This window comes from Photorhabdus sp. RM323S (genome assembly GCF_042879375.1).
Lineage (GTDB): Bacteria > Pseudomonadota > Gammaproteobacteria > Enterobacterales > Enterobacteriaceae > Photorhabdus > Photorhabdus tasmaniensis.
Genome location: NZ_JBHFKZ010000043.1, coordinates 1 through 17,587, shown reverse-complemented (window position 1 = coordinate 17,587; position 17,587 = coordinate 1). Strand labels below are relative to the sequence as shown.

Below are 17,587 nucleotides of genomic sequence, written 5' to 3'. Positions count from 1 at the left end.
GAGAGCTATTATGAATAAAAGTACACCAGACCATAGTCCACAAGCAGATATATCGCAGGTCACAGATGCAGAGATTATTATCATCGGCGCAGGTTTTGCCGGCCTTGGTATGGGAGCCCAACTTAAGCGCCGTTCTCAGCACAATTTCCTCATTCTCGAACGTGCCGATGATGTAGGAGGCGCCTGGCGCGATAATACTTATCCCGGTGTAGCCTGTGACATCCCCTCACACCTTTATTCTTACTCATTTCGCCCCAATCCTGACTGGTCTCATATTTTTTCACCAGGGAATGAAATATTCACTTATCTTCAGGATACAGCTAGGGATGAAGGGCTATTGCCTCATATCCGCTTTGGCGCCAACGTTGAAAAAGCCTACTGGGATAACCAAAAAGAGCGTTGGATAATTATCACCACCGCAGGTGTTTTCAGTGGGCGGTTCTTGGTAACAGGCACCGGGCATTTAACAGATGCAAATCTTCCACAGATCGAAGGTTTGAGCAGCTTTACTGGGGAAGTTTTTCATTCAGCCTGCTGGAAACATGATGTCTCTCTTCAAGGTAAGCGGGTAGGTATCATCGGATCGGGTGCTTCAGCAACGCAGATAGTGCCAGAAGTGGCTCAAAGTGTCTCTGAACTTGTTGTTTTCCAGCGAAGCGCATCCTACATCATTCCACGTCCTGACCGAAGTTATTCAGATAGTGAAAAACAGCGTTTCCGACGCGATCCAGAGTCTATTCCCGCACTTCGTTCAGATATATTCTGGCATTTTGAATCTCTGTATCCGGCCCGTCGTTCTATTCCGCAATATCTTGCAGAATTCAAGCGCATAGCCTCAGATCATCTTAAACAGCAAATCCCCGATCCGGAATTACGTGCAAAACTCACCCCTAGCTATGAAGCGGGTTGTAAAAGGCTTGTGATTGCAAGCAATTATTATCCTACGTTTCTACGAGATAACGTTAAACTCGAAACATCAGCTTTACAGCGTATAGACGGGCAAAATGCAGTTTCAGTGGCCGGCAACAGTTATCCACTTGATGTATTGATCTTCTGTACTGGTTTTCAAACCACCCAACCACCTTATACCCGCCTGGTTCATGGCCGTGATGGTTTTAGCCTTGCAGATCACTGGGCCCAGGGTATGGAAGCATTTGCATCAACCACTGTTACAGGTTTTCCAAATCTATTTATTATCAACGGACCGAATGCGACTCTTACTCATAATTCAATGATTTATATGATTGAGTCTCAAATAGAGTACATTCTCGGTGCTATTGAATACAGCACGAAAAATAACAACTGCGTACTTGAGGTTTCTCCCGAAGCTCAACATCGTTATGTAACCGAATTACAAGAACAGGTTAATGGCACAGTATGGGTTGGAGATAATTGTACAAGCTGGTACCGTGATTCCCGAAATAAGCGTTTAACACTGATATGGCCTGATTTTGCTCATACCTTCAGGCAGAACAATAGCAAATTTGATCCTGCTCCTTATATGTCTCATACGACAACCGAAATCACTAACCCATAAGCTCTAAGCAGCGATTGGATATTCATTCTTTGAGATGGCAAGGGAGAGAGCTTATCTCCCTTGCCGATACCAACAATCACTTTAGAATGGTTTGGTCGGCAAATACTTCCCGTCGAGGGTAATCACGGCACGGGAACCACCATTAGGATCATCAACCTTCTTGATATCAAGCTTGAAGTCAATCGCGCTGATAATGCCATCACCAAACTGCTCATGGACCAGCGCCTTAAGCGTTGAGCCATAAACTTGCACCATTTCGTAGAATCGATAAATAGTCGGATCAGTCGGTACACCACCTGGGATGCTACCGCGCACAGGGATAGTTTGTAGCAGAATGAAAGCATTCTCATCAAGTTCAAGCCGGTCAACCACAATTCTCGCAGCGTCGGCTGGCAATGGATGCTGGCCGAGCAGTGCAGCAGTGACGAATGCAAGACTCAGACCCGTTCCCTGTGCAATGTCCTCAAATGTCAAATTTTTGTGTGTTTTGGCGTCAATGATAGCATCGGTAAGGATCTGGCGGGGAGTTTGAGAGTATTGAGATTGTGTCATAATGATTCCTTTGGATTAATGAGCTAGTTAAATGCCGTGGTAAGACATGGATTGGGTTGCAAAAACCTGTGTATAGTCCGCAAGCGAAACAAATTGGCCGAGCTGGCCGCTTGAAAAGCTCACAACGCTGCGGGAATATCTCGCGCTAGAATGGTAAAAAGCCTTCAATAATATCTTGCATGTCTTCACTCCATCGTGATCGATAAGAAAGCTGATGGATGAAGAATGAACGAATTTTTCTATAGCGTCAAAGATCGAATTACTATCATCTCTATAGTATTTTCCAATAGTTGAATTGCCATTCAACCTCCGTTGCCGCAGCGCAACGCCGTGCTGTTGTGGCGCAGCGGCGCATATCGAAGCGCTGCAAGTCAGGTGTTTGCCAATCTGATCACGCACCGTTTCGACATACGCCAGGAAAGTGATAATTCCTGATAAACAGAAAACACAGTGCGCTTGGTCGCTTCCGAGTTAAGACAGCCAATCTATAAGTTTGTTTCTAATGTAATCAGATGAAAGACGCTCCTGTTCCAAACGTGAAGACTGGAACCGGTCAGAGATGAGGTAATTAAACAACTTTGCTTCATCTTCATTTAGCGATGAAGGATTGGATTCAACTGGATTTGGTTCAGGAACCATTCTATCTTCATGAACTTTAACGGTTTCAACATCCATCATCAAAGATTCAATATCCACAAACTTGTCTCTGGCGTCACTGAGAATAGACAAACCCCAGGTATCAATATCTCCCCAGTACCCTACACGCTTGCCTCTCAACCATGCCGCATCCATCCAGGCAACGTTTTTCCCTCCTCCGATCACCGCTACTGTGTCAGGCATGTCGGGTAACGCCAAACCAGACTGTAAGTTTTCGACGACTAATATATTCGATGCTGGAAGTTCGTGCTGTTTAAGTAATTCACCCGGTATTTGAAGTATCGGAATTCCACCAAGCGCAGCCGTCGCCGTATGGCAAAGCGGTCTGATGGTTAACCAGCCCTTGGGATTTGTTAAACAACCCAACCAAGCAGTAAGACCTCCAAATGCTGAAACGGCACCTTTGTGAATCACATCGGTCAGCTCTTCAATCAGGATTTGGTGGTTCTCAAGAAACTTAGTATCAATACCAATGAGGGGTAATGCCCTTAAATATTGCCCTTCCCCCAAGCCTTGCTTTAATTGCGGGAGAAGCTTTGCCAATAATTCCGCATCTCTCAGAGAGAGTTTTTCCACAATATCTATACAATTAACCAATGCAGGATAGAGATCTTTATCAACCCGCAAGAATGGCTTCATATTTCTTTCCCACAACTTACTTCGGGAAAGGGCATTATTCCCTAAAAACTGAATCAAATTTTGCATCGATTCAATGACAACAAAAGTCGGAATTCGCTGCTCAGACAGATCCCGGAAATTTTTAGAAGACCACTCCACAACGTCTTGATAGGGAAATGATTTCCACTCTTCAACAAATCGCTGAAAATGAACCATATCTGATATGGCAGAACTGCCTCTGGGGGGTTTCAAACCAACGCGAACAGGGAATGCTTTGCTGCCCAGTAATCGAGCCTTTAGTGAGGAAAGATTATCCCACTCACGTTGCCTAATGAGGTTGTTAACCTGCGCCGGTAATAACCCCCAGCGCACCCCATTCTGCTCCCTTTTCATACCCGTTTCTCAAGTTCGATACCTAAACCAGCAGCCTCGGCAGCTAACTTTTTCTCCTTCTCTTCCCCCATTCTCCGGTCAATTTCTTCCCAGGTGACTTCACATAAATGGCTGTCGTGGTTTTCCTGGTCTCTTTCTGCAATGAGCAACGAGCGGGCCGATTCTCTCGCCAAATTCAGGTTTTTATAAGGTGTAATCAAATTAACGTGAATATGCAGTTCCCTAAACACCCTAAGCACACGCCGGCTTACCGTTTCGGCCGTATTCGAGAACGCTTCATCCAGAAAAACAGTACAGTAAACAGGCCGATCATAGCCAACCGGCGTCAAAACGTAGGCCAAACTTGCCGCGACAATAGTCGCCGCGAATGACTCTTTTTCTCCTCCAGACTTTCCACTGGATGACTCCAATACATCACGAATCTCACCCGTATTGATATCCAATTCTTCGGCATAAAATGACATCTGATAACGGGGATCAAGCAGCCTTAAACTTTCCAATGTATTTGAGGAGCCTGGCGCACTGGCTTTCCCAAGGATCTCAACGACTTTAGCCAACTGACGGAACCGTGCTTCATGGTCATCACTGGTTACCTGACTAAGCACCTTACGCAGATGCTGTTCAAACTCATTAACATGCGGAAATTTCTCCCTCTTTGAGCCCAGCTTTAAATGTGTACCTGATCGAAACTCTGTACGCTTGAGGACCCGGTTAATAATGTCAATCCGCTCAAGGATATCTTCCCGTTCAGATTCAAGCTTAGTTTTAATCCGCGCCAGCGACTGCGTTGCATGCTTATTCAAACGTTCAATAAACTGCTCCACAAGGTTGGGAAGCCCTTCCTCTTCCAGTTGTCGTAAATGATTAAGATAATCAGGTAAGCTGCCAATATCACTTTGCCAGTCAACTGTGAAGACTTGCCATTTATCGTTAGACCTGAACGAAACCATAATGCTGATGACTGATCTTTCCGCTCTGTCTTTATTGTTCCGGCTAGAATCTAATAGACGATCCAAATCTTCTTCAACTTTCGACACCAATTCAGCCATCCGGCTTAAATCGTTTGTATTAAGCACGCCAACCCGAATCGCAAGTAACTGCTTGGCTGAATCAGGTAATCCCCTCTCCGCTTTTGCCTGCGCTTTGTTCCATTCTTCTTGTGCATTTCTCAGCGTATTTTTAACGCCACCAGAATCAGAGTTGAGTTGATTTAATGCCGATTGAATTTGAGCCAATTGCTCTTTAGCCGATTCCCAACGCTCTCTGGCCTTATCCAGATCACCGCCTGACTGTTCTAACACCTTAAGGTCAGCCTGCAAATCAGAAAGCTTTTCATGCCAATAAGGAGCATTAATATCATCCCAACGGTAACTTTTGAGCTTCTCCCAAAGTATTTTACGATCAGAAACAGCATTCAAATCCTGACGGGCCTGGCTCACCTTTTTTCCGGTTTCCTCCAGTTTCAAGCCTAAATCTTTTTTATCGTTATTAAGAATGGCTAAACGTGACTTGTTTGAAAAACCCAGACACCAGCGTCTTCTATCATCTATCCGGTGCTGATCTTTTTTCTCAAAGCGCCCCTTATCCATGTGCATTAATCCCTGCTGTGTCATCGAAAACGGGGTTTGATCCAATTCTTCCGTATTCGAAACACATTGCAGGTCAAATCTCTGCAAGTGATGCTTGAGCCACTCCCGATAAGGGTGAGTGCGCCATACTAATTTCCTTAGATAACCATCAGGCCTAAACTCCGCTGGTTTACCCCGGTGAGTCGCAGCATCATCCACAACTTGAACACGTACATGTAAACCCGTATGCCGGGCATTTAACCAGCGAGTCACCATCGAATAACAATCATATGGCACAGCCAGTGTTGTTCGTAACCCGCCTAACGCCCTCTCTATCGCGCCTTGCCATATCTTTTCATGATCTTCAACGTCGATAAGCTCACCGATAAATACACATTGGTCTTTACTTAATTCTAAGGAGTTAACCAGTTCATCCCGCAGTTGCTGATATTTCACATCAATATTAGAATCCGGCCTTGCCTCGATTTCCCGAATTTCCTGAGAGATATCATGGATATTTGCTTGCAACTCACTGAATTTGGCACTGATGGTGGCAAACCTATCCTGATACTCTTCTTCGTCACGCTGAATACTGGCAAGCCTGGCTGATGCTTCGGATTGATTTTTGAGAAATACAGCCTCCTCTAATACAACAGGGAGAGCCAGATCTTTGGCATGAGTTTGATATTGCGACGAAATTCGAACCACCCGATTTAATTGATCTTGGGTATGACCCATTTCTTTTCGAAGCGACTCTATTTTATCCCCGCCAAACTGAAGATATTCCTCATGTCTTCGTTCAACCAGCTTATCCGCATCGACTTTATGCCCTTCAGCTTGCTTAATTTCGAGGGATAGTGCTTCAAGTTCAGCCTCAATATCGGCAATTTTCTCACTCCACAATTGTGCGAAGATTTCCCCAAAGTAGACCGGAAGACTATTTCTTTCGACCGTCAGCTTCTCAAATTCTTTCGTTGTTTTTTCGATAATTGAGCTGAGTTCAGGTAATTTAGATAAATGCACCTGTTGGGCTCTTGCATCCACTAATTGACTATGAATTGCCACCAGATCAGCAAACTCTTCCACTACCTTTTTGGCATCATCTTTGACTGTACTCGGTTCAAGTACCAATTCACGAATCAACCCGGTTAAATCATCAATTTTTTTCAAACCCAACGCCCGCGACAACAATGCAGGCGCATTCTTATTGTCCATATACAGAAGCTTTCGGTACAGCTCCTGATAATCGGAAAAATTATCATCACAGCATGTAATTGCCGGGTCATCACGGAGCCATTGCTTGAATGATCGGGCATTACCTTCCCCAAAGGCATTAAGCATTTCTTTAAGAGTCAGGTCTCTTTTGGCAACAATATAAACTCGCGTCACGTCCGCAAGCACATTCGTCGATTTAGTGATCCAGAAAAGTGCCGCAAGCGTGATTTTTGAGCCGTCATCCCCTTGATATAAAGCTCTAAGCCCAGTCACCACTCCAGATTCACGCTTACTTCTGACTCTCGTACCCGCTCCATCATGGGCAGATCCAAAACTTCCACGCATATAAGAAAGTAAAGTCCGGTCAGAACGATCACCCTGCGCCGCAGCCACATTAAAGGTTGCCTTTCCGGCAGGAAGGAGCAAAGCCATAAGGCCATCAATAAACGTCGATTTTCCCGCGCCGTTATCTCCAGTGACCAAAGTTCCCATAGGATCGATCAACGCGGTATGCAAGCCGTTAAATGACCCCCAGTTATAAACTGAAAGTTCGGCTAATCTGATTTGACCAACATTAAATAATGAATCAGCCGAAAGAGTTTGATCAGTCATTTTCATCTCCTGCTTCCTCCTCTTCGTCTTGATAATCAACAGCGTTGCTGCCATTTTTATTTAGCTCAATACCCTTCTCATCCGCCATTTTCAGGTATTCATTCAGCATACTTTCGAGAAATTCAGCACTGACTACGTAGCGGATCACCGGTGTAATCTCGAAGCGATCCTCACTTCCCCGCACCGAACTCAATATTTTTTTCGTCACCATTTTCTCAAGAGCCCCCTTGAGTTTTCGCCGATCAGATTTAGTACTGTTTGTCAGCGGTAAAAACGGTGTCAGATGGGATTCTATACGCTCGATATCAATGATAATCCTTTGCTCACCCGATGTTTCCCGATCCTGGTAGTGTTTGCGCAGCACTAACAGCAACAACGTATCGTATAAAGAGAGCGTCCTTCGGCTAATCAGAGATACAACCTCTTCATCATCTATACCCAATGATTCGGTATCTTCCTCATTTTGAAAACCGGCTATAAAGGCAACACCCGCTTTCTCATCTAAAACCAGCTTCAAATAGACTTCTGACAGATGTTTGCGTACAGCACATTGGTATCGACAAAGCGATTCAAACAACTTGGCTTTCTGCGAAGATAATATAACGCCCTGACGCAGCAAGCTAACCAGCACCCGGCGCGCATCAGGCGGCATACCACTATTTGAACGTTCAGAGTGATCACTGACTAACACATCATCAACTTCAACGGATGAACTTTTATTGGTAGCAACATCAGATTCAACGGCGGATGTGCCTGTAAGTGGGTTATACCCTGATTGAGTATGATGTTTTATCAACTGATCGAAGAACCCTGTTTGCTGCTCTTTCTGAGGATCTGAATCAGACTTCCCGAGGGTTGCAGGGGTACCATTATCTTTATTCAGCTTTTTGTCTTTATGCATTCCAACCCCCACACTATGAGATCTACAGCCACTTTCTATTCACCATTACGCTATTCACCATTACAGAACTAATTCATCCAAACTGTCTGGAAACAGGTCGGCACTCAGAAGAAAAGTGGGGATAGACACCCGCAAGCTAACTCCCTGTTTGTCACTAATTTCAATTGATTCATTCTCTTCCAATAATGCAGCTCCGACAGATTTCGCAACCCGCAAATAGGCAACTAGCTCTTCCAGCCCTGAATTAAGCGGGTGATAATGTGCAATAGATGCAACCGTCATTGGACCAAACTCTTTTAACGTTTCTAGCGCCCTCTCAGCGATCAATCGGATTTGAACAGCATCAAGGCAATCCAGCATCTGTATACTCGGTTCTCGAGAGTTAAGCTGCTCTTCAACACCTGAGGTATCCAGCTTTTCATCAGGTGATTTAAGGAGCATGCTTTCGGGAGAGCTAATACTTGCCGCCCCAACGGGCAATGAAAGAGCTGTTGTTGTTTGCAAGTCGCAATCAGCATTCTTCAATTCAACAGCAAGTCGTTCCAATTGACCAAGCAATCTATCAACAGCACGATTTTCTTGAGCAGTGCCACTCTCTATGTAAGCACGCAAGCTCTCTTCCGTTCTTCGTCTGATTTGAAAAACTCTGTCACTCTCGCGGCTCAATTCTCGCATGAGCTGACTTAAGAATTGCCGTTGCGGGGTACTTAAGTGTTCTGCGACCGGGCGATTTAAAATGCTTCGAAGCTGATCCCGCAGCTCCATAGTTCTATTTTGATCACATAACAAATCAAAAAAGCTTTCAAACGCACTACCGGCATCCGTTTTAGCCAGCAGCGCTTCTTTTTCTAAAACAGCAAGAAGAACATCTCCTCTGGTGGAGTCTCCCTCAATAATTTGAATACGAATTTCCTGATCTAACCGACGAATTTCATCTTCAACACGGCGGAAATCACCCGTTAAAACAGAAGCCAACTGGTAGATCTCACGAATTCTTTCCCGCTGCTCAACCTCGGTCAGTTCGGTTACAATGCCTGCCTTCAGGGCATCAAGCTCTCTTTGAATTTCGGATTTTCTATCTTCCAAAAGCGTGACACGCTCATCGATATTTGGGCTAATCGCCACCGCAAAGTCCCTGACCGCTTCCTGAACAATTCGAAGATGAGACGCAGTAGTTCCTGAACTGCGCTCATCAAGTCCCTGGCTAAAACGGAGCGCAATTTCACTGGCATCCGTTTTAGTTAATGTGTCATCCATCTCACGCAACCAGCCTTCCCGAATCCATTTATTGAGATAAGTGCCAGCACCCGTTTCCGTTTCCCAAAGACCAAGTTCACGACAGCGTACCAGCTCTGCATCAAGTGACACGCGGGCACGACTAAAAGGGACTTCACTATCCTCCGAAAATAACTCCCCAAAAAATGCCAAAATTAAAGGGGAATTATCAGCTCTTAACAGTTTCCAGGCTGCACTTTCCTGAAATAGACGGCGGTACTTTGCCTGTAACCCTTGGAAGTTCAACTTGCCTCCATCTGTGTGATTATGAGTAAAAAGCGATTAAATGAGTACTGGCCCGTCATCACCCTTTCCAAAAAGCCACCACTAAGAATTTTGTATGATTCACAATCAAATAAAAACCATATCATCATATTTTTTATTGTGTCAACGCCTATTATTGACTCTTAAAACGATTAAATGCGGTGATCAGCGAAAGAATTAAGCTTATAAAAGCCATCCATTTTGTGAAGAAAGCGGTAGGAGTAGCCTTTCAAGCTAAAGATGGGCGGTCTGGACAAACCGCCCCGATGCAAACAGTAGAAAATTCCGCGTTACTTCCTGCGGACAGGTAAACCAGTACCGCGAACGCCATCCTGTGGTAAAACCAGCACCGCTACCGACCAAGCCGGCAACGTGACCACGCCATCTTCTGCTATTCTGATACCGGCCGCCAGCGAGGTGCTGCCCAGCTCGCTTTGAATATCGTTCAACTTTAATCCTCTGACCTTAAACTCTCTCACTGTAGCCGTATGTGGTGCTGCATTGATCATCACGACAAGGCCGTCGAACCGTAAATCGCGGTCATCACTGGTAACAGAACCGTCATCGATAGTCATCACGAACAGCCCAAGCTGCTGATGCGGCCCAGTGTTATGGAAATCAACACGTTGCTTAACCGATGCACCATCACCGAGCGTCATCAGTGGTGAAAATTGACGCAGGCGCAACAGTTCCTGGTAAAAAGCAGTCATCTGCAATAACTCAGTTTGGCCTGGTTTATCCACTACATTTTTTACTCGTTCAATCAATGCGTAATTTTCACCATCATCACGCCGGCCCGGCATACCAACATCATAGTTATTGTCTTGGTAAGCGTAGCTGACACGGTTAAACCAATCGCCGGCATTATAAGAATCACGGGTAAAAGACTTAGAACGTAATAGTTCCGATCCATGTTGAGCGAAGGCCAGCCCCTGCCCAAGGAATGTCGTAGAGAGGGATATTGCCTGCATACGAACTCTGGTTGCCAGATCCGCCTCATGTGCAGCTTTGTAGCTGATTATGTCCCATAATGTTTGGTTATCGTGTTTAGATACATAATTGATCACCTCAATTGGATCGGCAGCATAACCGGCTATAGCCCCTTTGTAGTCAATTTCTCTGCCGGTTTTCACCGCCCCATCTTTATCGATCAACACGAAATCAGCCAGATTGCCCGCCATACCCAAACGTACCAGATCCGCCAGATGACGCACTTCGTTAGTATTTAACCAAGTCTGTTCGTTAGGTAACGTTCCGGCACCATTACCCACTCCCTGGTTTATACGAATGCTGTCAGCGGAATCGAACGGTCCACCACCCTGTACTGCATCACGCAGTCGATCAGAGAAAGTACCAATCCCAGTCCCCTTAAGATTAATCTGTGAAGCGATTTCGAAACGGTCGCCCTGCCCGGAATTCCAACCTTCACCAAAGAAGTAGACCGATGGGTTAATCGCACGCACTTTTGCCAGCGCCGATAACATCTGTACCTTGGGATGAAAGCCCATTAAGTCAAATCGGAACGCGTCGATCTTATAGTCCTTAACCCAAGTAACCAATGAGTCTTCGATTAGTTTAGCGAACATGCGGTGCTCTGGCGCCGTATCGTGGCAACAAGTGTTGGACTCAACATTACCACTGATTTCATTCAAGCGATGATAATACCAAGGGACTATCTTATCCAACACGGAAGATCTTTCTGTTGGACCAGCAGCATTGGTGTGATTGTACGCTACGTCCATGACCACATTCATTCCCAGTTGCTGCTTGATGGCCTGAATCATGGCGCGAAACTCTTTTATACGTACCGAACCTTCCGCATCTGTGGCATAAGAGCCTTCCGGTACTGAGTAATGGAACGGATCATAGCCCCAGTTGTAGGAGTCAGTTTCTGCAATCATCGCATTCAGCTCTTGTACCTGTGGATTACTGGCGCTATCACCGCTCCGTAACTCCTGCAACACTTCACCCACGGTTTGTGAACTATTACAGTAATCAGCAAAGCGGCTGTTTCTCACCATTGTATTGACCTGGCACAAACGACTGAATGGATGATTAAGATCAGCCACTTGGTCGCTAAATTCATTAACGGAAGCCAAATCAAATACTGGCAACAGCTCCATATGAGTGACTCCGGCCTGGCTCAGTGCCTTAAGATGCTTGAACATATCGCTGTTGTTAGCGGTCAGAGCCAGATATTTACCACGCCAGTCTTCTGGCACCGTGCTATCTGCAACGGAGAGATCACGGACATGAGCTTCATATATGGCCATGCGCGCAATGTCCGCCTGTGTACTTTGCGAACGTGGCATGATCAAGCTATCCCAGTTTTGTGGTTTCAGTGCCTCATCATTCAGGTTGATTACCTGACTGTATTCTGAATTGGTGGATAAACTGTGGGAATAGGGATCAGTGACCTCATAGTGTTCCACATTACGGGAACGTGGATGGAACACCGTTAGGGCATAACGGTAGTAAGCACCAACCAGCGCCTTATCTCCTTGCCATGACCAAGCGCCACTAGCAGGATCTCGGTTCATTGCGTAATTGTTGATTACCTGTTTATCTGCATTATAGATAACCAACCCGACATTCTGAGCAGTAGGTGCCCACAAACGGAAGGTCACATCTGCATCGTTGATCAACGCACCATATTCCAGCGTATCAGCTGTGTCGGCAAAACGATCATCCAGCACGCCGGCTGTTTGTACTTGAGTCGCCGATAATAACAAACCTTCTTTATTGGTCGCTAACGCGACCAGATCACCGGCGAGTAATGTCTCGATATCTGTCTCTTCTGGCAGGCGGAACGCGGTTAATTTCTGCAAGTGCGGGAATCGTTCAGCCGTTTTCTGGCTCAAGGTGGTCGGTGTTAATGCCAAATAGCTATCGGTGAAGTTTCCTTGGTCATTGGCTACGACTTTGCTCCGGCTATGATATAAGCGGACATAAGGCTTATCTGCTCCACCTGACCACAACAGTGTTTGATTGTCGATCCAGTGTGCCGAAGCCTGGGAAACACCGAACACAGATTCAAAGGCTTCCGCCCGACTACTATAGATTTGATCACTGCCGGGTATCACAGAAATGGTACGGTTACTGAAATCGGAGAAGGAAATTCTCAGGTCACTGTCGATCAATTTAGTGTTGTTGCCATCACGCACAATAAAATTAATACAACCCTCGTTTTTGTTTAACGGCACAACCCAATAAGGGCCATAACTATCGCTGCCTGTAGGAATTGCACTGAAATCATTCCAACTCAATGAGGGAGAAGCCAGAGCATCACAGCTTTCATCGTTCCATAGGTAGAGGGTATTGGTACTGTAATCACGGTTTGTTGTTGGATCGCGTTGACTTAATTTATCAATGTCCACCAAGTGGATCACGGCCTGAAGATCGCCGGCACGGGCGGCTTCATCCGGTATCTTGATAGGGAGATGTGCTATCGGTTCTTTAGGGGGATTAGGTAAAGAACCATTGTTATCACAGCCTGCCAGCAAAACGAATGAACCACTTAATATGGCCGAGTAAGCCTTTTTCAAGAAGTGAACTACCATAATCAGACCTTTTAATTGTAAGAAATTATCGACGATATTATTGTGAATGAATTAAATTGGAAATATTAAATAACGTCTCAGATAAAGCAGCATCCTCCTAATTTTGATACTGATAGGGAGTAGGAGTTAGGAGGAGACGCTTTTTCGTGATATCGCGCACAATAATAATGTAATAATCTTTTATTACATAAGGCTGATGTGAGTTTTATATGTATTACTCCATGTATTTTCCATGCTGATGATATTATTTCGCCCCGGTTTTATTTTACTTTTACCCTCGCTACCAATGCTCACTTTTCCTTTAAAGAACTATTTCGTATCTAACATTAATAGAGAATGTCATAAAAAATTCTCTACTAATTTTCCCAAAAGGAAGCCAGAACCTATTTTCTAAAAATTAATTAAAACCTACCGTTGACGCAGTTTATTAAAAACGCCTATCATTACCAAATGCGAAGTTCGTTACCTAAAAAACCTCAACATCCCATGCTTAAATGTTTCAGCCTGGACAATTTCAATATTAAAACCAAAGTTATTTCTCATGTAAATAAGATTTCAAAAGAGTAGATCACTGGAGGGAACTCAGTCCGATGTCAATTTATGTGGCAATGGCTTCAACATGTAAAAGTATTCATGGAACGCCGCATCATGACAACAGCAAAAATCGGGAAGAGTAAAAATGGGTGTATCACTATTATGAAAACCTATTTAACCTGTTATCGGAAATCGTTTTTTACTCGATGGATTTAATGGGTATAAAGTTTTAACCATTGTTTTACCCCTTTTAACACCTATTTTTATTAAGTTTAATCATCATCGGATATCGTGCTTTATGTTTAACGAACGTGGATTATATTCATTTTTTATCTTTTCTGATGCTGTTAAATAACTGGCTAGAAAGCGCTTTAATATCCGTTTGTTCGGGTAATGTTATTTTACGTTCGATTTCTTTTCAACTTTGGATTAACGGTTAATGATTTTCGATTAAATGCTATTAATGGTTATTTTTAAAAATGGCATTTATTGCGTTAAATCCGTTTTTGATATAAAAGATTTAATGCTTTGGTATTCGCGTTTTTAAATGATGATGACAGTTAACCTGTTATCGGAAGTCGTTTTTTTACTTGATGGATTTAATGGGTATAAAGTTTTAATCGTTGTTTTTATCCTTTTTAACACCTGTTTTTTGTTAAGTTTAATCATGTTATTGCAAGTTTAAAATGTCACCTTGTTCTCCAAAATAGTAATGTCACTTTTATTCTGAAGAACAAGGATTTTATCTCCGTAAGCTGGCTCTGAACTCCTCAGGATTGGCCAGTACCGGATTGACGGCTCTCAGTTGCTCCTGAACTCTGGCCTGTGCCCTGCGTCTTGGCATGGATTTACTCCGGCTCCGCTTATCCTGACGCTCCAGCTCGTCCATTTTGTCCTGTGCCAGTTTCAGTACCGTACCGAGGCGTTTGTTATCGACAATTTTCCCCTGGTCAATACAGTCCAGTTTATCGAAGACCTGACAGCTCAGTGCGCGGTGGCCGTATTTAAAGGCTAAGGTGCCGTCCGGATAGTCATAGACCATGATATTTTCACCGGCAATACGTGAGTTTTCTTCTGTCGGGTCAACAAGATAAATCATTTTGTCATAACGGAAGGTCAGTGATTTGGTGAGTTTCCGGGTTTCCTGCCAGGCGAACATATCATCCAGCTCTTCAGCACTTTCAGTCACCAGCCGGTGCAGATTTTTAGGGTAGCGGGGCGCGCGGGCAAAACGGCGGTTAAAGTCACTGATAAAGGATTCAACCCAGGCGTTGGCTTCCTCAATACTGCTGATACCTTCCAGGCGCATTTCTTTGATAAGCCTGTCCTGAAGCGTCTGATTAGCCCGTTCGACCCTGCCTTTCGCCTGCGGGCTGTTGGCACAGATAAGATCGACACCGATATCATGAAGTACCCGTCCGAACTGAGTTGTTCCCGTCAGTGCGCCGTTCGGGTGATTGACCCGGAATATGCCGTGTTTATCGCTGTAAAACACCAGAGGCTTACCGTGCTTGTTAATGTATTCACGGGTTGCCAGCATATAATCGAATGCAGATTCAGTTTCCCCGAAGCGCAGGTGCATCAACTGACCGGTCGCATCGTCAATAAAGACCAGGAGGCAGCATTTCGGAGCACGACCTTCAAACCAGTCATGAGGGGAACCCTCGATTTGGATCAACTCACCAAGACAATCACGCCGGTTACGTGGCTGGTAAATGCGCGGCTTGCGTCTGACGTAAGGCACCCAGAGGCCGTCAGCGGTCATCCATTTGCGGAGAGTTTCAACGGAAACCACAATATCATGACGTTCTCTGAGTTTTTCAGCGGCCAGTGTCGGCCCGAAATCACTGTAATTTTGCCGTACCAGAGCCAGTACCCGCAATTTCAAAGACTCCGGCAGGCAACGGTTGCCCTGATTTCCTCTGTGGCCGTGGGTTAGTCCGGCTGCGCCTGAGCCCCGATAGCGGTTAACAAGCCGCTGAACCTGTCGTTCGGTCAATCCCAGTTGTCCGGCAGCGTCGCGCCGCCTGAGCCGTTTTTCACAAACGGCTTGAATGACATTAATACGGCGTAATTCTTTATCTGACATAGTCACCAACATCCGAATGTCCTTGTTGCAGAAAAGGTTTTATCCTTTATGCCGCAAAAAGTGACATTTCTAAATGGCTAAAAAGTGACATTACTATATTGCTGCTACAAATCATCATCGGATATCATGTTTTATGTTTAACGAACGTGGATTATATTCACTTTTTATCTTTTATGATGCTGTTAAATAACTGCTGGGAAAGCGCTTTAATATCCGTTTATTCGGGTAATGTTATTTTACGTGCGATTTCTTTTCAACTTTGGATTAATGGTTAATGATTTTAGATTAAATGCCATTAATGGTTATTTTTAAAAGTTACATTTATTGCGTTAAATCCGTTTTTGATATAAAAGGTTTAATGATTTGGTATTCGCGTTTTTAAATGATGATGACAGTTAACCTGTTATCGGAAATCGTTTTTTTACTTGATGGATTTAATGGGTATAAAGTTTTAACCGTTGTTTTTATCCCTTTTAACACCTGCTTTTTTTAAGGTTAATCATCATCGGATATCGTGTTTTATGTTTAACGAACGCGGATTATATTCATTTATTATCTTTCCTGACGTTGTTAAATAACTGACGATAAAACGTTTGATACCCATCTATTTGGATAATATTCTTTTACGTACACTTTCATCGGTACAGGTAATTTCCGTCAGCTGCCCGCTCAGGTTATAGCCCAGAGTCAGCACCGGCCCGTCACTGGTGAATAAATGGATACCGTCCCCCCGAATTGTGCATCCTTATCCTTTCAGCGCTTTTACGCCAAACACCCGAGGTAGGAGCCGGATGCGTTAGTCGCGCACGTCCGGATCTGTGCGGGGGGTAGCCGGTAACGGCTATTCCTACCGCGACCGATCTATCCAGTTTACCGGGTTATGAACGTAACTATAAAGACAGAATGTTTAATGTGCTGAATGGGAACTAGATAAAAGAGCCGGAAGATCATGGAGATCTTTCCGGCTTAAACATTATTTACTATATATATCACATCGTTGGAACGTTAAGGCTTCCAACTCCAAAGAAACACTCCACTCGTCTCCTTTGAGATTGAAAGAGTAAAAATCACCTTTTTCTAAAAAAATTAATTCGGATGAAGTGATCTTTTGCCAGTTAACTATTTCAACTTTTCTCAAAAACTGACCAATGATTTTAATAACAATGACATTATAATCTTTCCCCCATACTCCCCATTTAGCGACTTCTTTTTCTGGTCTTTGTGTTACATGGATATTTAGTGATACCTGATCTGCTATATCGAGTCCAACTTGTCCAAGAAGAATGTCATCTTTTAATCCTTCAGGAAAAAGTGAAGTTAAGAATTTGTTATTTATGACTTCAATAATGTTCATGTTATTTCCCTAAAAGTTATAGTGACCATGAGTTCCCGGAACATCACCTGTATTCAAGTTATCGGGTGGCCTGACGTTAAAATGAGGCTCTGCTCCATGTAAAGGTGTTGCTTTTGCGTGCCCTAAGCTGTGTTCTTGAATAATTACCGTAGAACCATTTTTATCTTTAAAATGATATTGCCGTGCTTCAATCGCAACGCCTTTGGAATCACGAATAAAATCACCATAACCATCTTTCAATTTAGCTTTGGATATTTCAAATGGATGCTGGCTATTAGGGATTCCCGAATCTCTCTTGGCCTGCCGTAGCGCATCACGACGACTTTTCCCTTCATAGGTCGTTTTCTTGTTCTTAGTCCCTAGACATCCGGCTAACCCGAGTGGGTCAATCCATCCTGTGGGATTTTTGACGTATGCATACGGATTCTCACCACCCCAGAGGCCCGTGGGGTCTTCGG

10 protein-coding genes are annotated in these 17,587 nt (G+C 44.3%); 1 reads left to right on the top strand and 9 read right to left on the bottom strand.

Annotated elements, in window-relative coordinates; all coding sequences use genetic code 11:
* Nucleotides 1–10 precede the first annotated feature (10 nt).
* Nucleotides 11–1,537, top strand: coding sequence for a flavin-containing monooxygenase (locus ACGF7G_RS16225; protein ID WP_387466821.1), 1,527 nt, complete (start codon nt 11–13; stop codon nt 1,535–1,537).
* A gap of 81 nt (nt 1,538–1,618) precedes the next feature.
* Here ACGF7G_RS16225 and cynS read toward each other — a convergent pair whose 3' ends face one another.
* From cynS to ACGF7G_RS16180, 9 genes are all read right to left on the bottom strand, one after another.
* Nucleotides 1,619–2,089: a cyanase gene (cynS, locus tag ACGF7G_RS16220; RefSeq protein WP_387466820.1), complete on the bottom strand. Its 471-nt coding sequence runs from the start codon at nt 2,087–2,089 to the stop codon at nt 1,619–1,621.
* A gap of 471 nt (nt 2,090–2,560) precedes the next feature.
* Entirely contained in the window at nt 2,561–3,757 is a 1,197-nt protein-coding gene (locus ACGF7G_RS16215) for a DUF3322 domain-containing protein (protein WP_387466818.1), read from the bottom strand.
* Nucleotides 3,754–7,152 (bottom strand): ATP-binding protein, encoded by a 3,399-nt coding sequence (locus tag ACGF7G_RS16210; RefSeq protein WP_387466816.1) that lies wholly within the window; start codon nt 7,150–7,152, stop codon nt 3,754–3,756. Before ACGF7G_RS16210 ends, ACGF7G_RS16215 begins: the two co-directional genes overlap by 4 nt.
* Nucleotides 7,145–8,053: a DUF4194 domain-containing protein gene (locus tag ACGF7G_RS16205; RefSeq protein ID WP_387466814.1), complete on the bottom strand. Its 909-nt coding sequence runs from the start codon at nt 8,051–8,053 to the stop codon at nt 7,145–7,147. The genes ACGF7G_RS16210 and ACGF7G_RS16205 overlap by 8 nt, the downstream gene beginning before the upstream one ends.
* A 60-nt stretch (nt 8,054–8,113) precedes the next feature.
* Entirely contained in the window at nt 8,114–9,574 is a 1,461-nt protein-coding gene (locus tag ACGF7G_RS16200; protein ID WP_387466813.1) for a DUF3375 domain-containing protein, read from the bottom strand.
* Nucleotides 9,575–9,882: 308 nt separating this feature from the next.
* On the bottom strand, nt 9,883–13,152 hold the full coding sequence (gene pulA / locus ACGF7G_RS16195) for a pullulanase-type alpha-1,6-glucosidase (protein WP_387466812.1): 3,270 nt from the start codon (nt 13,150–13,152) through the stop codon (nt 9,883–9,885).
* Between the two features lie 1,276 nt (nt 13,153–14,428).
* Nucleotides 14,429–15,775 carry an ISNCY family transposase gene (locus tag ACGF7G_RS16190; RefSeq protein WP_387466811.1) on the bottom strand — a complete coding sequence of 449 codons (1,347 nt, stop codon included), beginning with the start codon at nt 15,773–15,775 and terminating at the stop codon, nt 14,429–14,431.
* Nucleotides 15,776–16,748: 973 nt separating this feature from the next.
* Nucleotides 16,749–17,129: a hypothetical protein gene (locus tag ACGF7G_RS16185; RefSeq protein ID WP_036814391.1), complete on the bottom strand. Its 381-nt coding sequence runs from the start codon at nt 17,127–17,129 to the stop codon at nt 16,749–16,751.
* Between the two features lie 9 nt (nt 17,130–17,138).
* On the bottom strand, nt 17,139–17,587 hold a 449-nt coding region (locus ACGF7G_RS16180), incomplete at its 5' end, for an HNH/endonuclease VII fold putative polymorphic toxin (RefSeq protein ID WP_387466810.1).

What these genes read in the sequence shown, in the direction of transcription:
- pulA (WP_387466812.1), bottom strand. Translation starts at nt 13,152, where the DNA reads ATGGTAGTTCACTTCTTGAAAAAGGCTTACTCGGCCATATTAAGTGGT.
- ACGF7G_RS16215 (WP_387466818.1), bottom strand. Translation starts at nt 3,757, where the DNA reads ATGAAAAGGGAGCAGAATGGGGTGCGCTGGGGGTTATTACCGGCGCAG.
- ACGF7G_RS16205 (WP_387466814.1), bottom strand. Translation starts at nt 8,053, where the DNA reads ATGCATAAAGACAAAAAGCTGAATAAAGATAATGGTACCCCTGCAACC.
- ACGF7G_RS16210 (WP_387466816.1), bottom strand. Translation starts at nt 7,152, where the DNA reads ATGACTGATCAAACTCTTTCGGCTGATTCATTATTTAATGTTGGTCAA.
- ACGF7G_RS16190 (WP_387466811.1), bottom strand. Translation starts at nt 15,775, where the DNA reads ATGTCAGATAAAGAATTACGCCGTATTAATGTCATTCAAGCCGTTTGT.
- cynS (WP_387466820.1), bottom strand. Translation starts at nt 2,089, where the DNA reads ATGACACAATCTCAATACTCTCAAACTCCCCGCCAGATCCTTACCGAT.
- ACGF7G_RS16185 (WP_036814391.1), bottom strand. Translation starts at nt 17,129, where the DNA reads ATGAACATTATTGAAGTCATAAATAACAAATTCTTAACTTCACTTTTT.
- ACGF7G_RS16225 (WP_387466821.1), top strand. Translation starts at nt 11, where the DNA reads ATGAATAAAAGTACACCAGACCATAGTCCACAAGCAGATATATCGCAG.